The sequence below is a fragment of the Staphylococcus sp. 11007852 genome (genome assembly GCF_011394325.1).
Taxonomy (GTDB): domain Bacteria; phylum Bacillota; class Bacilli; order Staphylococcales; family Staphylococcaceae; genus Staphylococcus; species Staphylococcus agnetis.
This window is the reverse complement of sequence record NZ_JAANBJ010000006.1, coordinates 1-19,900: the sequence shown is the minus strand read 5'-3', so window position 1 is coordinate 19,900 and position 19,900 is coordinate 1. Positions and strand designations below refer to the sequence as shown.

The 19,900-nt window shown below is 29.2% G+C and carries 20 protein-coding genes and 2 pseudogenes; 15 read left to right on the top strand and 7 right to left on the bottom strand.

What is annotated here, in order from left to right:
* Nucleotides 1-98: hypothetical protein (locus tag G8Y85_RS12305; protein WP_246864152.1), on the bottom strand; the 98-nt coding region annotated here is incomplete at its 3' end.
* A 189-nt stretch (nt 99-287) separates the two neighbouring features.
* On the opposite strand from G8Y85_RS12305, the gene G8Y85_RS01220 reads away from it, so the two are divergent.
* The 7 genes from G8Y85_RS01220 (at nt 288) to G8Y85_RS01190 (ending at nt 7,309) form a co-directional block, all read left to right on the top strand.
* Nucleotides 288-1,331, top strand: coding sequence for an efflux RND transporter periplasmic adaptor subunit (locus G8Y85_RS01220; RefSeq protein ID WP_165805327.1), 1,044 nt, complete (start codon nt 288-290; stop codon nt 1,329-1,331).
* Entirely contained in the window at nt 1,328-2,014 is a 687-nt protein-coding gene (locus G8Y85_RS01215; RefSeq protein WP_107371512.1) for an ABC transporter ATP-binding protein, read from the top strand. Before G8Y85_RS01220 ends, G8Y85_RS01215 begins: the two co-directional genes overlap by 4 nt.
* Nucleotides 2,007-3,191, top strand: coding sequence for an ABC transporter permease (locus G8Y85_RS01210; protein WP_107371511.1), 1,185 nt, complete (start codon nt 2,007-2,009; stop codon nt 3,189-3,191). Before G8Y85_RS01215 ends, G8Y85_RS01210 begins: the two co-directional genes overlap by 8 nt.
* Before the next feature lie 176 nt (nt 3,192-3,367).
* Nucleotides 3,368-3,706 (top strand): M20/M25/M40 family metallo-hydrolase, encoded by a 339-nt coding sequence (locus G8Y85_RS01205; protein WP_165805326.1) that lies wholly within the window; start codon nt 3,368-3,370, stop codon nt 3,704-3,706.
* Nucleotides 3,707-4,429: 723 nt separating this feature from the next.
* Nucleotides 4,430-4,591 (top strand): hypothetical protein, encoded by a 162-nt coding sequence (locus G8Y85_RS01200; protein ID WP_165805325.1) that lies wholly within the window; start codon nt 4,430-4,432, stop codon nt 4,589-4,591.
* Nucleotides 4,592-5,088: 497 nt separating this feature from the next.
* Nucleotides 5,089-5,739, top strand: a complete 651-nt coding sequence (locus G8Y85_RS01195; protein WP_107378698.1) for a CPBP family intramembrane glutamic endopeptidase — start codon at nt 5,089-5,091, stop codon at nt 5,737-5,739.
* Nucleotides 5,740-5,776: 37 nt separating this feature from the next.
* Nucleotides 5,777-7,309, top strand: coding sequence for an amidase family protein (locus G8Y85_RS01190; RefSeq protein ID WP_165805324.1), 1,533 nt, complete (start codon nt 5,777-5,779; stop codon nt 7,307-7,309).
* Between the two features lie 336 nt (nt 7,310-7,645).
* Here G8Y85_RS01190 and G8Y85_RS01185 read toward each other — a convergent pair whose 3' ends face one another.
* The 6 genes and pseudogenes from G8Y85_RS01185 to G8Y85_RS12300 all read right to left on the bottom strand — a co-directional run.
* Nucleotides 7,646-8,320 carry an IS6 family transposase gene (locus tag G8Y85_RS01185; RefSeq protein WP_143564845.1) on the bottom strand — a complete coding sequence of 225 codons (675 nt, stop codon included), beginning with the start codon at nt 8,318-8,320 and terminating at the stop codon, nt 7,646-7,648.
* A 246-nt stretch (nt 8,321-8,566) separates the two neighbouring features.
* Nucleotides 8,567-8,947, bottom strand: a complete 381-nt coding sequence (locus G8Y85_RS01180; protein ID WP_165805323.1) for a hypothetical protein — start codon at nt 8,945-8,947, stop codon at nt 8,567-8,569.
* A gap of 162 nt (nt 8,948-9,109) precedes the next feature.
* The gene (locus G8Y85_RS01175) at nt 9,110-9,358 is read right to left on the bottom strand and encodes a hypothetical protein (protein ID WP_165805322.1); all 249 of its coding nucleotides are present in this window, start codon (nt 9,356-9,358) and stop codon (nt 9,110-9,112) included.
* A pseudogene (gene mobV, locus G8Y85_RS01170) lies at nt 9,331-10,117 on the bottom strand (MobV family relaxase). Before mobV ends, G8Y85_RS01175 begins: the two are co-directional and overlap by 28 nt.
* Nucleotides 10,118-10,276: 159 nt before the next feature.
* Nucleotides 10,277-10,528: a hypothetical protein gene (locus G8Y85_RS01165; RefSeq protein WP_165805321.1), complete on the bottom strand. Its 252-nt coding sequence runs from the start codon at nt 10,526-10,528 to the stop codon at nt 10,277-10,279.
* Between the two features lie 134 nt (nt 10,529-10,662).
* A pseudogene (locus G8Y85_RS12300) lies at nt 10,663-10,830 on the bottom strand (replication initiation factor domain-containing protein); the annotation flags it as partial.
* Between the two features lie 271 nt (nt 10,831-11,101).
* Here G8Y85_RS12300 and G8Y85_RS01155 point away from each other — a divergent pair.
* The 8 genes from G8Y85_RS01155 (at nt 11,102) to G8Y85_RS12500 (ending at nt 19,626) form a co-directional block, all read left to right on the top strand.
* Nucleotides 11,102-11,245, top strand: a complete 144-nt coding sequence (locus G8Y85_RS01155; RefSeq protein WP_143564843.1) for a gallidermin family lantibiotic — start codon at nt 11,102-11,104, stop codon at nt 11,243-11,245.
* A 56-nt stretch (nt 11,246-11,301) separates the two neighbouring features.
* A complete protein-coding gene (locus G8Y85_RS01150) occupies nt 11,302-14,295 on the top strand; it encodes a lantibiotic dehydratase (RefSeq protein ID WP_165805320.1) in 2,994 nt (997 codons plus the stop codon).
* Nucleotides 14,288-15,532, top strand: a complete 1,245-nt coding sequence (locus G8Y85_RS01145; RefSeq protein WP_165805319.1) for a lanthionine synthetase C family protein — start codon at nt 14,288-14,290, stop codon at nt 15,530-15,532. The genes G8Y85_RS01150 and G8Y85_RS01145 overlap by 8 nt, the downstream gene beginning before the upstream one ends.
* Before the next feature lie 16 nt (nt 15,533-15,548).
* A complete protein-coding gene (locus G8Y85_RS01140) occupies nt 15,549-16,079 on the top strand; it encodes a flavoprotein (protein ID WP_143564840.1) in 531 nt (176 codons plus the stop codon).
* A 65-nt stretch (nt 16,080-16,144) separates the two neighbouring features.
* Nucleotides 16,145-17,461 (top strand): S8 family peptidase, encoded by a 1,317-nt coding sequence (locus G8Y85_RS01135; RefSeq protein WP_246864151.1) that lies wholly within the window; start codon nt 16,145-16,147, stop codon nt 17,459-17,461.
* A gap of 22 nt (nt 17,462-17,483) precedes the next feature.
* Nucleotides 17,484-18,173, top strand: a complete 690-nt coding sequence (locus G8Y85_RS01130; protein WP_143564839.1) for a lantibiotic protection ABC transporter ATP-binding protein — start codon at nt 17,484-17,486, stop codon at nt 18,171-18,173.
* Complete coding sequence (locus tag G8Y85_RS01125; protein WP_143564838.1) at nt 18,173-18,931, top strand: lantibiotic immunity ABC transporter MutE/EpiE family permease subunit; 759 nt, start codon at nt 18,173-18,175, stop codon at nt 18,929-18,931. The genes G8Y85_RS01130 and G8Y85_RS01125 overlap by 1 nt, the downstream gene beginning before the upstream one ends.
* On the top strand, nt 18,931-19,626 hold the full coding sequence (locus G8Y85_RS12500; RefSeq protein ID WP_143564837.1) for a BsaG family lantibiotic immunity ABC transporter permease subunit: 696 nt from the start codon (nt 18,931-18,933) through the stop codon (nt 19,624-19,626). The genes G8Y85_RS01125 and G8Y85_RS12500 overlap by 1 nt, the downstream gene beginning before the upstream one ends.
* Nucleotides 19,627-19,900 lie beyond the last annotated feature (274 nt).

Genomic DNA, 19,900 nt, shown 5'->3' with positions numbered 1-19,900 from the left:
TTTGGGCCAAATTGAATAGATGCATCAATTTCGGAACGACTTTTCACAATGCTTTTATTCGGTATGAGTTGAACATCTTCGTAATCAAAAATTTTCATTCTTCTAAACCCCATTCTTATATATTTTAACTTTTATATGTTACATGGACATCAGACAATTGTAAATAAATTTAAAAATTTGTAGACTTAAACTTCACTTAAATAGATTAAAAATAACTATAGGTATACTTAGACTATGATAATATTTAATTAAGAAATTTTAAATTTGAAAGTAAGGGAGTAAAAGTTTTGAAGAAAAAATCAATTATTATCTTGTCTATACTAGGGATTACCGTATTAATTATTGCAGGATTTATCGCAAAAGCAGTGACGGGCATGAACAAACATGACAAGGCAGCTTATGATATATATCAAGTGAAAACTGAAAGTCCGATTAAAGTAATGGGGAAAGTTTCGCCCGAATCTATTAAAACCTATCAAAATAATGCTCAATTGGGCGATTTTATTAGTGTACAAGTGAGTGAAGGGCAACGTGTCACGCAAGGAACCCCTCTTATTAACTATGATATTAATCCGAATAAACGCAATGAGTTATATCAACAAGTGCGTCAAGCAGAAGCTAAAGGAGATCAAAGAGCGATTAATCAAGCGTGGAAGCAACTAAATCAATATGATAGTCAAGTGAATGATAGTGTATATGCGACTTTCAATGGTATTGCATCGGATATTAAAAAAACTAATGTAGGTAACGGTGAGCCGATTTTAAAACTAATTGCTGATGAACCTCAAATTAAGACGACGGTCACGGAGTTTGACTTGAATAAAATTTCAGTCGGTGACGATGTGAATGTCACAGTGACGAGCACAGGTAAAAAAGGAAAAGGAAAAATTAAAAATATTTCTGAACTTCCGACAAGTTATGATCAAGACCAACATGCGGGCGGACAAACAGCTATGAGTGGAACAGAATCTGGAGAGGGACAAGCGATGACGGCCTCAAATCCAACGGAACACAACCCAAATGGTGCAGATGACAATGCCTCTTCGAAATATACTGTGATGATAGGGGACCTAGATTTTGATGTGCGCAATGGTTTTTCAGTAGAAGCTGAAATTCCACTCGACACTATTAAACTGCCATTGTCTGTATTAACGAAAGATGATCACGTTTTTGTGGTTGATAAAGATGGGACGGTCCATAAGCGACAAATTAAATATGATGAAAATAATGGAGAACTCATTTTGAAAAAAGGTCTTAAGAAAGGTGATAAACTCATCAAAAATCCTGATAGTGATTTGAGAGATGGGAAAAAAGTTGAGGTGTCTTCATGATAGAACTCATTAATGTGAACCGAAGTTTTAAAAATGGCAACGAAACCAATCACATTTTAAAAGACATCCACTTGCGTATTGATTCAGGAGAGTTTGTGGCGATTATGGGGCCTTCTGGTTCTGGTAAAAGTACGCTCATCAATATACTTGGGTTCATCGATAGAGGGTATGAAGGAGATTATTTGTTCGATGGTCAGAACTACCAACAACGTTCAGATAATGAATTGGCTGCTATCCGTAACCGGACGGTTGGATTTGTATTTCAAAATTTTAAATTGATTCAAAACAATACGATTTTAGAAAATGTGAGCATTCCATTACTTTATGCTGGTTTATCCGCTAAAGCACGTAAAGAGCGTGTAAAAACAATGTTACATGAAGTAGGACTATATGATAAAGAACAACTTGTACCAAATAAGCTTTCTGGAGGCCAACAACAACGTGTCGCTATTGCGCGGGCTATCATTAATCAGCCGAATTTTATCATTGCAGATGAACCGACAGGCGCATTAGATTCAAAAACTTCTCAAGATATTATGGCTTTGTTTTTAAAGTTAAACAAAGAACAAAAGACGACGATGATTATGGTTACCCATGACCCAAAAGTGGCTGCTCAAGCAGATCGTATCATTCACATATTAGATGGACGTATTCAAAAAGAAGAGGTGAACGTTCATGAGTAACTTTAATAACATTATTCACATAGCTTTACGTTCAATCCTAAAAAATAAGCGACGTAATATTTTTACAATGATAGGAATTATAATTGGTATCGCAGCAGTGATTACGATTATGTCATTAGGAAACGGATTTAAAAAAACAGCCAATCAACAATTTAGTGATGCTGGTGCTTCAAAAAACACAGCACGAATTGAGTTTGCAGAAAAACAAACGAGTAACACTCAATCAAAAGTTTATAAACCGTTTAATTCATCAGATTTAGATATTGCTAAACAAGTCAAAGGAGTACAAGATGCGACGGTGAGAATGAACCAAGAAAACGGATTAACCAGTGTTGCGAAAACGGTTGATAAAAAAACAGATGTTACAGTTAAAGGAAAATCATCTTCGAAAGAGATAGACGAAGGAAAAGGTTTTACAACTGATGATAACGATAATTCGGAGCGTTTAGCTATTGTTAGTTCAGATGTTGCGGAAAATCTCTTTAAAGGTAAGGCAGTTAACAAAACTATTTACATTGATGGTGTAGGTTTTAAAGTTAATGGTATTAAAAGTGACTTGTTAACACCTAACCTTGTAGAAGTACCCAATAAAACACTTAAACGCTATTTACCATACTTAAAACCGGCGGCGCCACAATTAGAAATAAAATTCGATGATTCTGTGGATAAAAAAGAAACCGCTAATAGTGTTGCTGATAAATTAAATAAGAGGGGTTCTTCAGCTGGTGAAGGTACATATCAATATACAGACGTTGAGGCATTAACTAAAAATATAAATAAGGTGTTTGATGGTATTACTTATTTTGTAGCTGCTGTTGCAGGTATTTCACTTTTTATAGCAGGCATAGGAGTTATGAATGTCATGTATATTTCTGTTGCCGAACGTACTGAAGAAATAGCTATTCGTCGTTCTTTTGGAGCTAAAGGACGGGATATAGAGTTACAATTTTTAATTGAAAGTATTATTTTATGTTTAATTGGAGGGGTCATTGGCTTATTTATTGGAATAGGCATAGCCGCTATAGTTGATGGTCTAACACCTGATTATATCCGTAGTTCAGTAACTATTAGTTCTGTTTTACTTGCGGTAGGAATTTCAACTTTAATAGGTATAGTATTTGGATGGATACCAGCGCATAAAGCATCCAAAAAGGATTTAATAGATATAATAAAGTGATATTGAATGATTACCTTTGGTAAAATTAAGTTAAAAGAAAGAATAGTTCTCGCAACGTTATAATTGCGAGAACTATTCTTTTTTTATTGACAATACTTATAGTAATAAGTTCAATAATGGTTAAAAAATGAAAGATTGGATATATCAAAACTTAATGATTAGAGGTGAAATGATTGATGGATATGAATTTGGATTTTCTTAATGAACAAGGTGCTCACTTAGAACAAGAAATATATCTTGACCTTGATCCAGTTCTTACAAATGGTAATAATGATTTAGTTTGTTTAGGTGTCGAATTAGCAAATAAGCATTTTGATCATGATATTATCAAAGCGCCAACTGTAGGAGGAACGGATGCCTCTAACCTCTTAAGAGGTAAAGGAGCGGACTTCTCTTTTTTGATGTTCGGACCTGGTGAACGTCCATACGCAGTATATGAAAGAGTTAACAAAGAAATATATTTGAAAACTATCAACTATTATATCGATTTATTGACTAAGTATACTTCTTTATAAACTATTGTTTATATTAGATTATTTTGATGATCTATTACAAAGTTGAAAAATAAGTTTTTAATCTCCTGTTTAAAATAATATCTGGCTCTGTTGCAAAGTCAGAAAGATAAGTATATAACCTTATGTTTAAAATAACACCTCGTATTAACTAGCTAACATGATGCTAATTTCGTGGCATGGCGATTCTTTCCTACAATTAGTCAAGTGTTTTCAACATATTTTAAGCATACTCAAAGCGATGGATTTGTGTTTTTATTTGGCTCATATTTGCGTTTTAAGAGGATATATGAACTTTTAGGTAAATTTACCTCTAAGGCTTCAAAATACCCTTTAAAATTCAAAATAAGGACATAAAAAATAAAAGCTACCCCATTTTATCTGGGATAGCTTTTTCTTTCGTACGGTCTGTTTATTTTTCTTTCGACGCCGTATCGTCGATGGAATTCAAAAAAGTTATTGGCTATAAATCTGCATCACTTTTTCCAGAATGCAGTAGCAATATTCAACGCAAATTAATTTTTATAACTGCTCGGAATATCTCAAGCCGTTTCTTTGAATTTAAAATAAAAAAATCGACGAAGGTCGATTATGATTTTTACACGCGTTCTGACAGAACGTATAAGTGCGCCCTTACGGTATTCAAATAGATTATAACGACGAAAATTAGACCTGTAAAGCGATAATACTTGTGATAAAATTTGTTAAAAAGGAGTGATTTAAGTCATGAAAATGAATCAGTGGATAATAAGTATAGTAGTTGGTATTTTGATATTTTTAGCTGTTTTTTATATTGGACAAACAACATTTTTACCGGCGTTATTTTGTGGATTTGTAGGTTTTGTTTGTAATGTTTTTATTAGTTGGCATGCTAACCGTAATAATTAGAGAACGTATTTATGCCGAGAAAATTTATTGATCAATGAGCAGAGCCCTTAACTAAACTTGAAGACGAATGTCGGCATAGCGTGAGCTATTAAGCCGACCATTCGACAAGGTCTAAAATATATTTCCTATAATTATAAAACTCAAAGTACACACCACAATCCTAAAAAACAAGAATCCATATATATTTAATTTTTCAGGCTTTTTTAAACTCTTATACAATTCAACTAAACAAAATATTACAGTTAAAAGACCGAAGATAATATCATTCATTCCCAAAACATATCCTAAAATATTTATAAGTATTGTTAGATTCTAACTTCAGTAACATAAAATTTCGACATACTAGCGATTGATAATCTTAAATAGTAATTAATAATATATTAATTTTTGTGATATAAAACAAACTATAAAGTAGAATGTATATATTAAGTGTCAGTTTTCTTTTAATAAATAAATTTGAATTTTTAAACAAAAAGATATAGGAGGTTAACTAAATTTTGCAAACATTAAATAGCATATTTAAAGAGGATTTTAAGGTTAATAAGGAACCATATTTCAAAAGTATCGCCAAAATGATAGTTTTATTTATTTTATTTATATTCGCTTTTACATTAAGTAGCCTTGTAATAAAGAATATTTTATTTGTTGTTGCATCAGTAATCGTATTAATTATAGCTATATGTATTACTTTGAGATCCAGTATCAAACTATTAAATTTTAAACTTTTCTCTATAAAGGAACTTATGTATACAACTGGTGGATTTTTAGTATTATTTTCTATTAATTTAATATATATGAATTTTGTGTCACAACAAAACTTAAATACTCAAATTGTTCAGGCGATGTATAAAGATATTCCATTTTGGGGATTGTTAATAAGTATCGCAATTATACCATCATTTGTTGAAGAAATAATAGCACGTGGATTCATATTAAGAATAATTTTTCGGAATCATTTATTTATTGGAATGTTAGTAAGTACAGTATTCTTTGTATTTTTGCATAACGGAAATGACATCATTGGGTTTTTACCGTATATTTATTCCGGCATAATATTGTCATTAATATACTTAAAAACAAGAAGATTAGAGATCACCATTGCTATACATTTTTTAAATAATTTTATATCTATATTTTATTTATTTTGATAACTTCTATTATATCGATACGAAAAAGAGGAATAGTATGAAAAAAATATTTATATTTACAACGCTCATAGTTATTATCATTTTAAGTATATTAATCACTGTGTATTTTTTCTTCTTTAAACAAGCTCCTTTAAAATACGCACAGTATAATACAGAAAAAATAAATAATGATGTTAATAAGCAATTAAAAGGTATTGATTTAAAAAGCGTTCGGAGCAAGAAACACCTGATCTTTGAAAAAAGCATACAAGAATTACAGAAAGCTGTAGAACAGGGGCAATTAACTTATACAGAAATTACTGCTTTTTATTTAGATAGAATTCAATATATAGACCAACGAGAAAAGGGACTAAATTCAATTCTCGAAATTAACCCTAACGCAATTAAATTGGCGAAGGAATATGACAAAAGACCGAATGAAGAACATAAGCCCTTATATGGATTGCCTGTAACTTTAAAAGATAATATTAACACTATAGACATGCCTACTAGTGCAGGAACTCATATATTACGCAACTTTTATCCGAATAGGGATGCAAAAGTTACGTCACAATTAAAGAATAGTGATGCTATTATTTTAGCTAAGACAAATTTATCTGAGCTTGCTAATTTTATGAGTTTCAAAATGCCAGATGGATACAGTTCTAAAGGCGGACAAACTCAAAATCCTTACGGGAAATTGAAAATTTCACCATTAGGATCGAGCTCAGGTAGTGCTGTAAGTATAACTTCAAATATAGGTGTTGCATCAGTAGGATCTGAAACTACTGGGTCAATCATTTCACCATCTTATGCTCAATCTGTTGTGGGATTTAAACCCACTCATGAAAGAGTATCAAATCAGGGAGTATTCCCTTTATCGCCTTCGTTAGACACAATAGGTCCTATAACAAGAAATGTAATGGATACTATTGTTATGTATAATCTAATGAATATAGATTCAGGTAAAAAAATAAAAGTGAATAAATTGCCATTAAATGCATTACAATCTGCTAAAGTAGGTATTTCAAAAAAACTTGATGATGATTCTGCTAAAAATATTAAAATTTTGCTTCATAAGCTAGGAGCTAGAACTTATGATGTTGAAGTTAATCAAGAAAATATAAACAATGCTGAAATAATTAACAATGAATTTAAGTTTGCTGTTAATCGTTTTTCTGAGGAAAATAGACTTCCTTTTAAAACCTTGAGTCAACTTATTGACTATAATCAAAGAGACAAAAACAAAAGGATGAAGTATGGACAATATTTGATTGAAATGGCAAATAAAACAAGAAATGACGACAATAAATTTGTTGAATCACAAATTAAATTAGCGCAAAATAGATTAAAAGAATATCAGCGAATGGATAATCTTGATTTTATAATTTCTTATAATGCTGATGAAATTCTTTTGCCGTCAGTAGCAGGAGCGCCTGTTATTACCATTCCTTACAATAGAGACGATAATGAAGAACCACAAAGTTTAACGCTGATCGGTTTTAAAAACGAGGATAACAATCTTTTGAAAGCAGCTTATGCTCTAGAGCAGAACTTACCAAAACGTAAACTGCCGAATTTAGAAAAATGAAATCGCTGTTACTGTTTTAATATAAAAATGAAAATATAAGTTTTGGTGCTTTAAGAGCATGCTTGAATTAATGTGGTCTTATGAAGAACCATGGCTTTCTTCATAAGACCTATGGTTCTTTTTAGATAGTTAGAAGATTTATTCAACGTCGATAAGTGTAGTCTTAGACGTATAGGTGTTTAAATGTATAATATTAATATTTTTTGAGACTAAAAATTTGCTTCATTTTAAGTACCGTTGATATTATTGATGGAACTTTATCATTAATAACTTTTGGTTCTGTTGCAAAATCAGAAAAAATATAACTAATTATCATTTTAACATGGTAATATTCCCTTAACTGACTAACATGTGACTAATTTCGTAGCACGGCGAAAATCCGTAGATCTGAAGAGACCTGCGGTTCTTTTTATATAGACCGTAAATACATTCAATACCTTTTAAAGTATTCTTTGCCGTATTGATACTTTGATACCTTGTCTTTCTCACTTTAATATGACGGTGATCTTGCTCAATGAGGTTATTAAGATATTTGGAGGTACAATGACAGCTAGGATTAAGTTTAAAATTTTTAATTAATTTAGACATTGCCACCTTTGTTGAAGGTGCCTGATCTGTAATTATCGTTCGAGGTTTACCAAATTGTTTAATAAGTCGCTTAATAAACGCATATGCTGAATGATTATCTCGCTTCTTACGTAACCAAATATTTAATGTATGACCATCTGCATCAATGGCACGATATAAATAGCACCATTTTCCTTTTATTTTGATGTATGTTTCATCCACACGCCATTTATAATAGGCTTTTTTATGCTTTTGCTTCCAAATTTGATACAAAATAGGAGCATATTCTTGAACCCAACGGTAGATTGTTGAATGATGAACGTTAACACCACGTTCTCTTAATACTTGAGATATATCACGATAACTAAGTGCGTATCTTAGGTAGTAGCCAACGGCTACAGTGATTACGTCTTTATTAAATTGCTTATATCTAAAATAATTCATATTGATATCGTCGATCTTTTTAATTGTATTATCAAAACAAAAAAAGAAATTACCATCACAACAACACATAGCCCATTCCAACCAATAAGTTTTCTCGGCATAAAACATACTCTATCCCTTATATCTCAAGAAAGTTACAAGCTTTAACTTCCTCATTTACCGTTCTAACTCTAAATCGAATTCCACGTCCAATTCGTGTGATTCTCCTAGTCCTAAATCTTTATCAAATTCTAACGGTTTATCTAACTATACATCCTCCAAAGATACAAAAATAGATTCTTCATCCATAGTCACTGAAACAGCAACTATATATTTTTCTGGCTCTTCTAAATATGCTTTAAAATCTTCGTCACTCAAATCAATTTCAATCGATAGGAAACCTTCAGATGTTTCTAACTCTGATTCTATTATCCGCTTATCCATATCTTTAATACTAATATCTTGAGATACATACATATTTTCTTTTGCTAGGTTTAACTTATCATTACGCATAAATACTTCTTTATATTTATCATCAAAACCAACAACTAAATTTCTAAAAGTTTGATTACTATTTAACATTTTGTCAACTTTCAAAACACAGTTTTTAAATTTTTCTTTTCCTATAACCTTTTCGAAAGCATTCATAGTATTATAAAACGCATCTTTAACCCCATTAATTACCTCAACTTGTTTTTTATTCTCAGTTCTTAATGATTGGTTTTCATTTTTTAATCGTTTGTTTTCTGAGTTTAATTGTTTTATATCTTGCTCATCTTCTTCATGAAATTCAACTGCTTTATCTAAATTTTACTTTAAATCATCAATCTCATTTCTTAACTTTGCTATTTCAGTTCCATTATTTAAATCTTCATACCGTTCTAAAATACGATTAGCTGATTTAGATTGTTCTAATAACTCATTAAAATCACTTTCTTTAAGTACCACATTGCCTGTTTGAACTTCTTCTCTATTGAATAATCCACCTTCTGTTTTTGTTTCTTTCTCATATTCAACATTTAAAGGCTTTTCTAGACGTTCTTTATCTTTTTGATACATTTCCCTAATTCTTTATATTTTACCTGTAAATCGTCTATATGAGCCTTAGAAGATGCAATTTGTTCGTTCATTTCTTTTTCCATACTTTGCTTTTTATCTTTTAACGATTCAACTTCTTTTTGTTGTCTTTCAATTTCTTGCTTATGATAATTCGTCTTTTGCTTATAAACGTTCATTTCTTCATGTTTTGCACCTGTAATATGTTTAGACTCTCCACGTTCTAACTTATAACCCCTACGATTCATATGCTCGTTATACCTATTCTGAAAATATGTAAAAGCTTTCTTATTTCCTAACATCTGTTTTGCAGATAATCTGCCATCATCAGTGATCGGAACAAAACCAAAATGCATATGTGGAGTAGCCTCATCCATATGAACAGTTGCATATAAGATATTCTCTTTTCCATATTCATCTTTTATAAAATCTAGAGAATCATTAAAATAATCTCTCGTCTGTTCTAATGTTAAACTATCAAAATAATCTTTATCCGTTGTTACAATACCATCTACATGCTTTACTGCATCTTTTCTGATTGCTCGATTAACTGTATAGCGTTCTTCAATTTTTTTCTATCTCGTCGTTAAAATTAATCGGTTCCTCATTTACCAAATCATAATTTTCTTGTGTTAATTCTTGTTGTATATCTTCATTGCTATCATTAGCATTTTCTCTTTGCACGTGTTTTTGAATGCCTGTTGTATTTACGCTGCTTTTAATTTTTTCTACTCGGATAATGGAATAACTTATCTTAATCACCTCACAAAATTTAATCCTCTATCTAAGGTTTTAGGGTATCTTTAGTATTTAAAGTATAATATACTAGACTTTATTTCACTTCGTTCCATAAAGTCATTAAACCGTATGCTCTTGCAAAAAGTGGACTGAGAAAATCAGTCCACAAATTCAAAATTAAAATCAATTCAAAAAAAGGTTATAGAATGAAATAACCAAACCTAATATAGCGGTAGTAATTGGTATTATTTTAGAAAGTAATACATATTTTTTATTTTCTAAATACGATATTCCTTTTTCTCCAATAACGAATTTTGTTTTATTACATTCTAGATCCTTAATATCAAAAATGTTTTCTTTACCTGTAATATGATTATAGATAAACTTTTCCTCTAATAAATATTTTAAAATCATAGAAAGTGCTATATGTGACATTTTTGATCATCTAGCATTTTTTCAAATTCTTTCTCTCTATTTCTTAACTTTTTTAAAATTTTTTCCGCTTTTTTACTTAGGACCATTTAACTAACCTCTCTTTAATTTTCATTTTAAAATTCAAACCATATTTCTTATTGCCAAAAATCAATTTGTTTTTGCAACTGTTTTTCTTTTTCTCTCAAAGTTTATTACATCAAATTTGTTAAATGAACTGGTGAAATTTCTTTAATTAGTTTTTTGTATTTTGTTCTAGAATTTCTGTGAATTTTCCCCCATTCTTTTTCATCACTCAACAGAACCATCCAATCACCAATAATTATTTTTAATTCCAGTAACCCTATCTTAATAAAACTATAAAAATAGTTGATAGAAATATCAATTTTACAAAGATATGTAGCATTCCTGTCATCATAATATTATTATATTAAAGTATTTATTATTTATCTTATATATACTTGAATCTTGAAATTATTTAAAGTTCCTAAAAAAATTGATTTGTTTTGCAATTCATATTAATATGTTAATAGAAGTATATTTTTACTTCATGATAATTATAGGAGGTTTTTTGCTATGGAAAAAATTCTTGATTTAGATGTACAAGTCAAAGCGCAAAAAGAATCAAATGATTCATCTGGAGATGAACGTATTACAAGTTTCTCATTGTGTACTCCTGGTTGCGCTAAAACTGGTAGCTTCAATAGTTATTGTTGTTAAACTTATGAAGATAGAGCCTATATAGGCTCTATCTATTATAATTGAGGTGTTAAAATATGGATGTCATATATGAACCATCTAAAATTTGTATGATAAGAACCCCGTTATTATCATTGAATTATTTTTATAATTACTTAAACAAAGAAAATATTAATTATGAATATTTAGTATCTGACTCTTTAGTGAAAGAATCAATATTAACTACAACAGTAAATTTATATAATTCTTTACATAATGTGTATTCAAATTCTAAAAACAAAAAAAACAGAGATACAAAAGAAAGCTTATTAAAGTATTTAATTCGTATGTCTATTAGACCAACTCCATTTGGTCTATTAAGTGGTATAAATATAGGTGAATTTAAGAAAGAAAACACTCAAATTAAGTTGGGGAATAATGCCCAAAAATACGTGAAAATTGATGGCGAATGGTTATATAAACTTATCAGCTATATTGAATCTACATATAGTCTTTATAAAGACTTAAAAGTCATTTGGAATGATTGTTGTCACATAGTGAATGATCGTATCTATCTATATGAACAAACTGCAGTCTATCTAAACAATAATGAAAGTGGTTCTTTTTCAATTAAAAATAGCTGTATTTTATCCTATATAAAATATACTGTTGAAAACAAAGATATTAGTTTTGCGAGACTAGTCGAGGAAATTAGCGTTGAATTCGATATTAAAGATCAAGAACAAATAAAAAAATATATTCATACGCTAATAACTAAAGAGGTTATTTATTCGGACGTTAGGCCCCCGTTGTCTAATGAAAATAACTTTCAATATATATTAGATAAATTATGTTTTTGCAACGAAGAATTTAAGAAGAAGCTTGAAAGTATAAATAGTTCAATAATTGCATATGAAGAATGTGAAATTGGAGATGGAAGTGAGTTATATTTAAATATAATAAAAGACATGGAAGCGCTATTCCCGTGTAGAAACTATCTACAGATTGACACTAAAGTAGATTTTGTCACAAATGTATTAAATGAAAACATTTCCAAACGAATCAGTGAAGCGGCTTATTTGTTATGGTTATTGTCTAAAAATAATATAGGAAGCCGTAATCTTAAAAATTTTCAAAAGCAGTTTTTAGAACATTATGGATTTGAACAGTTGGTAAATGTAAAAGATTTGATTTCAGAAATTAAAGGATTTGGAAGTTTAATTTATACAGAAGGTGAAGACCAGGGTAATAATATAGATTTTTTAAAACAAAAATATTTAAAAGCTTTAAAAACTAATGGTGAAGTTGAAATAAATGATATAGACTTTCAAAAATTAATTAAAGAAAATAAAGTAAATGAATATCATGCTCCTATAAGTTCTGATATATATTCAGAACTTTATATAGGAAAGTTTTTTAATAGTTATAGTGAGTTAATAGTTATCAGTCCTATAACAACTTCATCTAATGCTGGAGCAACTTTTGGAAGATTTCATCATCTTATCGACTTAAAATACTTATTAGAGCTTGAAAGAGAGAAAAAATATTATTATGAAAAATTTATGGAAAATGATGATATAGAAATGGTCTCTATTAATGAATTGCCTAAGTATCCAAGACATCAAAACGTTTTGTTTAATAATGATTCTTTTGACTATATTGTTAATTTAGGGACAAATTGCTCGAAACGAGGAAAGGATCTTAGTTTGGATGAACTTTACGTAGGTGCAACAATAAACAAATTATACTTATACTCTAGTTCATTAAATAAAAGAGTTCTATTTGAATCTAATAACATGTTTAACTTTTTTAAATCGTCAAATTTATACAGATTTCTAAAAGAAGTGTCTATGGAATCTGTAAAGATTATTGAACCACTAAATGAGTTTAGTATAGATGCGTTCAGTTACCTTCCTAGAATTAGATATAAAAATGTTGTTCTTAGATTAGCTTCGTGGAAAATTAACAGTTCGGTATTAGCATTGCCCCAAAGTGACGAATGGGATAATTTATTTTTAGAATATAAAAAAGAATTTGATATTCCCAATATGGTGAATTTAATATACGGAGACAATAAACTGTTGTTAAATTTAGAGCTATCATCACACCGCTATTTATTAATGAAAGAATACAAAAAAAATAAAAGAGTACGTTTGGTTGAGACATTCGTCCCTAATTCAAGTAATAAATACACATACGAAATAGTCACACCAATATATAAAAAAAGAAACTTTTCAGGTCCTAAAATAGAAATACCTAAAAACAAAAACAAAGATATACAATATGATAGAAATTGGCTTTCTATTCATATTTATATAAATAGAGAGTTTCAAGATGAGTTTATAGTCCAATACTTAAACCCATTAATGGAAAAGAATAAGTACAATAAACTTTTAGATAGTTACTTTATTATTAGATACATAGATGATAAAGATTTTTTGAAACTCAGAATATACCGTTATAATGAGGATTATAAAGAATTGTTTGATAATTTAAACAAATGGTTTACTAATGTTAAAATGTACACAGAAGTAAGCTCTTTTGAATTTGTTGAGTTTATACCTGAGTATTATAGATATGGTGGCGAAAATGCCATCTATGCAATAGAGGAATTTTTTGATTATGATACAGGAGTGGCAGTGAATATAATTAGGGATCAATTTGAGTTTGAAAAAGAATATATTACTGCTATTTCAATAATTTATTTGTTTGAAAAGGCTAATATTACTAATTATGAGAGGGAGGACATAGTAGACAACTATGTTTCTACTTCGTATAGAACTAAAGAAATTAGAATAATAAAGAACGAACTTGTTAGAATGTGTAACCCTAAAAATAATTTCGAATACTTGAGGAATGAGTATAAGGATATATTTAGTGCTTTTGATGATAAAAATAATGTATTAACACTGCTTGAAGGTTCGTTATCAAAACCTTTAACAGCCAAAAGGGAGAGGATTGTAGGAAGTTTAATTCATATGAGGTGTAATAGAATATTTGGAATAAATAAGGAAAAAGAAAAATTTGTATTGTCAATTGTAAAAGAAATTATTAAGACTCAAAAACATTGGTCAGGTGAAAAGAATGATTGATATTAATGAAATTCTTGAAAGAAAATTCAAGGAGATTTCAGATGTAGAAAATTTTCTTAACTTTGCGTCTTCTAAAACAGAATTTTGGGAACCAGGAACTTTATCTCATGGCATACCTGGTATCATTCTTTATCTAGAATCCTATCAAAAGGCTTTCAATACTAACACTGAACAAATATCATATAAGTATATAGTGGAGCTTTCTAAAAGCTTATCTAATGGAACCTTTAATGAATCTTTGTTTAGCGGCCTGTCAGGCATGGGATTTTCGATAGATCTAGCATCTCAAGATGGGAAGAACTATCAAAATTTATTAAAAAAAATAGACGCTGTAATTATAGAAAACATATATGTAAAAATAGATAACCTAAGAAAAAAAGGGTTAAACCCTATAGATTATGATGTTATAAGTGGATTGTCCGGAATTGGAAGGTATTTATTAAATAGAGTTCAATATAACAGTAATGTTACTTTACATTTGAAAAATATTTTAAAGTATTTTAGAGATATTCATTATTCTTACGAAGGTTGGACTATTTCGAGAGAAAACCAGTTTTTAGAAAAAGATAAAGAATACTTTAAAAAAGGAAATATTAATCTGGGTTTAGCACATGGAATTTTAGGCCCTATATCTCTGTTTGCATTAAGCTATATACAAGGAATTACTATAGAGAATCATAGACAAACACTTAAAGATATGGCGGCATATATTGTTGAAAATAGATTTTGTAAAGATTTAAGGTGGTTATATCGGTATAATTTTATAAAAGAACAAAACAATATAAATTATATAAGAAATGGTTGGTGTTACGGAAATACTGCTATCATGCGAACACTATTTTTAATTAGCATAGCTTTAGATGACAGTTATATTAAAGGTTTGTCGAAGGATATTATGTATCAAGTATTAAACGATGGCTTTGTTAATTTGATAAGTCCAACTATATGTCATGGATTATCCTCACATCTTATAATGCTAAAATTAATGAATTTGTATTTTAAGGACCCTAATGTAGATGATTATCTTGAAAAAGTAGAAGAGAAGATTTTATCTCACTATACAGAAAACGATAATTTAAACTTCTTAGATATAAATGAAAAAAATAACAGTAAAATTAAAAAGAGCAAATTGGGTATTCTTGAAGGAGAATTAGGAGTTTTAATAACTTTAATGACTCACAAAAACCCCTCTTTACTTAAAGGTAAGAACTGGACTAATGCATTTTTAATATCTTAATTAGGAGGTTTAACAAATGAGTAGAAATGTTTTGCTATGTTTATGTGGTTCTATTAATAGTATCAATATAACCCACTATATTATTGAATTAAAATCTAAGTATGATGAAGTTAATATACTAGCCTCTGGCAATGGAAAAAAATTTGTCAATGCTAATATACTGAAGCAATTTTGTGATAATTATTATGATGAAGCAGAAAATCCTTTTTTAAACCATATAGATATTTCTAAAAAGCATGAAAAGGTATTAATAATTCCAGCGACTGCTAATACAATAAATAAAATAGCGAATGGAATTTGTGACAATTTATTATTAACCATATGCCATACGTCGTTTGATAAACTGTACATTTTCCCGAATATGAACTTACTAATGTGGGAGAACCCAATAACCAAAAAAAATATAGATAAATTGAAAAACTATGGTATTTCAATTTATCCATCTAATATTCGTAATAGCTTTGAGATATCTTCAAGGACAATGAAAAAAAATGTTGTTATGCCAGATCCACATGAAGTCTTAGATTTTATTTTAAAAAGAAGGTGATTCCTATAAAAAAAATTCTATTTAGCATAATGTTAGTTAGTTTGTTAATACCGAATAAACTTACATTGGCACAAGATTATCAATATTATAGTGTTGAATACATAGATACTTTAGAATTTGAAAAGTTAATCAAAAATGAGTCAGTAGAAGTTGTTTATAGGATACCTAAATTGAAAATCGCTCAAATTAAAACAAAATCAAAAACGGCAAAGAAACTTTCATTACACAGAAAAGCAATTAGATACATCAATTTGACTTGTTCTACTTGTAATAATAATGAAAGGACAACGAGTATATACCCCCCCATAAGTTCAACTGAATCACTCTTTTCAAGACAATGGGATATGAATAGAGTAACTAAAAATGGTATGATTTATGAAAATCTTCCTAAAAACAACAAAACCCAAATAGCTATCATAGATACGGGTATTACTATGAACCATGAAGATTTAAAATATAACCATTCAAATAAATCAAAGAATTTAGTTCCAGTAAATGGATTTAGAGGAACTGAATCAGATGAAAAAGGAACTATTGACTATTTAATTGACAAGAAAGGCCACGGCACGATGGTGGCTGGTCAATCAAGTGCGAATGGTAGACTAGTAGGTGTTGCTCCTAAGAATAAATTTAATATGTACAGAGTCTTTGGTAGTAAAAAGACAGAGATGTTATGGGTTGCTAATGCCATAGTAACCGCAGCAGATGATGGCAATCAAGTGATAAATATAAGTGTCGGAAGTTATATAATCCTAGATAAAAAACAAAAAGCAGTTTTTAGAAATGATGAAAAAGTAGAATACAATGCTTTGCAAAAAGCAATTAATTATGCTAAGAAAAAAAAGAGTCTTGTTGTTGCCGCAAATGGTAATAATGGTATAGATGTAAATAATATAAAGCAAATTAACAGTCAGCGTAATTATAATAAGGATGGTGATGGTAGGGTTTATGATGTTCCAGCATCTTTGGAAAACGTTGTTACAGTTGGTTCTACCGACCAAAACGGAAATCTTTCGGAGTTTTCAAACTATGGTAAGCACTACACAGATATTGTTGCTCCAGGGGGATCGTATCAGTACTTAAATAAGTATGGCCATGATAAATGGATTGATGATGGATACATGCATAAAGAAAACATATTAACTACTGCAAATAATGGTCGATATATTTATCAAGCAGGAACATCCTTAGCTGCTCCGAAAGTCTCTGGAGCCTTGGCGTTAATAATAGATTATTATTCTCTTGAGGAAAATCCTCAAAAGGCTATTACTATATTGTACGACAATGGAACATCTAGTGTGAATAAACCTTATGAGAAATATGGACATGGGGAACTGGACATTTATCAGTTGATTAAAAAACCTATAAAAAAAGCTAGTTAATAACTAAAAGGAGTTTTTATTCATGACAAAGTTAGTTACTCGAGATATTTCAAAAAAATTTAAAAGCCAACATATCCTAAATAAAATCAATATTAGCCTGCAAAACAATGAAGTTTATGGTCTTTTAGGAATAAATGGTGCGGGTAAAACAACATTAATAAAAATTATATGTGGTATTATTCAACAAGATTCAGGAGAGATATTTTTAGATGATAGGCCAATGGTACGTGATGATTTACATAAAGTCGGGTCATTAATTGAGACACCTGCAACATATAATCACCTCAGTGCACAAGATAATTTGAAAATAGTCTGTTTAAACGAAAATATTTCTTTTGAAGATATTTATGAAGTGTTAAAATTAGTTAATTTAGATGTTGATTCTAAGAAAAAAGTTAAAGACTTTTCTTTAGGGATGAAACAAAGACTAGGAATTGCTATGGCATTAATAAAAAAGCCTGATATACTAATCTTAGATGAGCCTTCTAATGGTTTAGATCCATATGGAATACAAGAACTGAGAGAACTTTTGAAATCAATAACACAGAAGGGGACGAGTGTTATAATATCTAGTCATATTTTGGGGGAAATTCAAATATTAGCTGATCATATTGGGATTATACATGATGGAGAATTAAAATATCAGCAGATAAATAATAAAAGTGAAAATTTAGAAGAGATATTCTTCAATATTACGAAAGGGGATCGCTAATGAAGTATTTAAAAGCAGAAGCTTTAAAATTTAAAAACTCATTTAGTATGTATGTTTTATTTTTAAGCCCTTTAGTATTTTTATGTTTTTCTATATTTACAGCAGTTTTTGCTAAAAGTAATTCTTTAACGCCCAATGGATTATCTCCTTATATTACATTACTATTTAATCTTTGGCCTATTGCATTTATACCAATTGTAGTGTGTTTAGCTTGTTACTCACTAATAATGATAGAAACTCGAAATAAGATGTTTAACTTTTATTTAAGTAATAACTGGGATTTAACAAAAGAAATTAAAGCGAAAATTTTCATAATATCTTTCGCTTTTTTAATACACGGCCTTATGATGTATATAGTAGCGCTTGTAGGTGATTTTTTGATAAGTCCTAGTCCTATAAAACCTTCTTTATTATTAGCAACTATATTAATAATTTTTTGGGTGGCTATCCCATTAATTCCTTTGAATTTTTTGTTGCTTAGGTACCTAGGGATTTTTCTTACTATATTTGTAAATTTAGTATTATCTATATTTAGTATTATATTTTTAACACTAAAGAGTGTATTTTGGCTATCTCCATGGGCTATAATGCAAAAAATCCCCCTTATTACTCTCGGTATACTTCCTAATGGCCTAACAGTCGATAAATATTCTAAATATTTTAACGATTTAGAGTCCCTATATATTTCTATAATTGTTTCAATTGTCACATATATAATATTTACAATTTTAAACACTAAAAAAAGTTGGAGATTATAATGATTAATGAATTAAGAGTATGCAACTTGAAATTTTCTAATCAATTTTTAACATACTTACCGATACTAATAAGTTTTATATTTGTTTTTTTTATAAATTTTTATATTAATTCTAAAACTTGGGATGACGATCAGATAAGTCTTTATACATCTAGCTTTAATGTAATGGTCTCTATATTTCTGTCCATAAATGTGTACCAAGTAATCAATTTTGAAGAAAATATTGGTCATTTTAATCATATTCTAAGTAAACCTAAAAGGATAAATTGGGCTCTTTCAGTATTGTTTTTCTCGTATTCAATTACTTCACTTTGTATAATTATAGCTGTCATAAATTTATTTATACACACAAATAATGTATTCATTACATTGTTTTTCTTCGTTTCTTCTTTTGTTTTTAATATAATAACATTAATAATATTGTTTATATTCGGTGTTTTTTTTAAGAGTATTCTTAGTATCATTATTGGAATCTTAAATTTTATATTTAATGTCTACTTTGGATTAGAAGTTTTAGGAGATCATTCTTGGTTTTATATGCCAACAACATATTCTACACGTTATATTCATATGTATATAGAAAATAACATACCTATGACATTAACCATTATAATGTATATTGTGTCTACAATTATATTATTTTGTTTTATATATATTAGATTTAACAAGTGGAATGGTAGGGTTATTAAAGACTAAATAAAAAGAGGGTTCTGTTGCAGCGTTAATGTAATCGTGTATTTCCAAAAGACCCATAATAGCCTTTCTACTTTCTATTTTAATTTGGTTTATATTGTTTTTAAAAGGGTAGAACAACACGGGGAATAATTAAGTTTGATCTTAATTTTTTCATTTTCATAAACTTGTCTGTAAGCCCGCTATTTAATAGTGGGCTTTTAATGTTTTATTCATACACCTAAAATCCTTATATTATTCCTGTTCTGTTACAAGGTTAGAAAAAATATAGCTTTTT

Coding starts and splice junctions, on each gene's coding strand:
- G8Y85_RS01215 (WP_107371512.1), top strand. CDS start 1,328: ATGATAGAACTCATTAATGTGAACCGAAGTTTTAAAAATGGCAACGAA.
- G8Y85_RS01210 (WP_107371511.1), top strand. CDS start 2,007: ATGAGTAACTTTAATAACATTATTCACATAGCTTTACGTTCAATCCTA.
- G8Y85_RS01205 (WP_165805326.1), top strand. CDS start 3,368: ATGGATATGAATTTGGATTTTCTTAATGAACAAGGTGCTCACTTAGAA.
- G8Y85_RS01200 (WP_165805325.1), top strand. CDS start 4,430: ATGAAAATGAATCAGTGGATAATAAGTATAGTAGTTGGTATTTTGATA.
- G8Y85_RS01190 (WP_165805324.1), top strand. CDS start 5,777: ATGAAAAAAATATTTATATTTACAACGCTCATAGTTATTATCATTTTA.
- G8Y85_RS01185 (WP_143564845.1), bottom strand. CDS start 8,320: ATGAATTATTTTAGATATAAGCAATTTAATAAAGACGTAATCACTGTA.
- G8Y85_RS01180 (WP_165805323.1), bottom strand. CDS start 8,947: ATGAATGCTTTCGAAAAGGTTATAGGAAAAGAAAAATTTAAAAACTGT.
- G8Y85_RS01175 (WP_165805322.1), bottom strand. CDS start 9,358: ATGTATCAAAAAGATAAAGAACGTCTAGAAAAGCCTTTAAATGTTGAA.
- G8Y85_RS01165 (WP_165805321.1), bottom strand. CDS start 10,528: ATGTCACATATAGCACTTTCTATGATTTTAAAATATTTATTAGAGGAA.
- G8Y85_RS01155 (WP_143564843.1), top strand. CDS start 11,102: ATGGAAAAAATTCTTGATTTAGATGTACAAGTCAAAGCGCAAAAAGAA.
- G8Y85_RS01150 (WP_165805320.1), top strand. CDS start 11,302: ATGGATGTCATATATGAACCATCTAAAATTTGTATGATAAGAACCCCG.
- G8Y85_RS01145 (WP_165805319.1), top strand. CDS start 14,288: ATGATTGATATTAATGAAATTCTTGAAAGAAAATTCAAGGAGATTTCA.
- G8Y85_RS01140 (WP_143564840.1), top strand. CDS start 15,549: ATGAGTAGAAATGTTTTGCTATGTTTATGTGGTTCTATTAATAGTATC.
- G8Y85_RS01130 (WP_143564839.1), top strand. CDS start 17,484: ATGACAAAGTTAGTTACTCGAGATATTTCAAAAAAATTTAAAAGCCAA.
- G8Y85_RS01125 (WP_143564838.1), top strand. CDS start 18,173: ATGAAGTATTTAAAAGCAGAAGCTTTAAAATTTAAAAACTCATTTAGT.
- G8Y85_RS12500 (WP_143564837.1), top strand. CDS start 18,931: ATGATTAATGAATTAAGAGTATGCAACTTGAAATTTTCTAATCAATTT.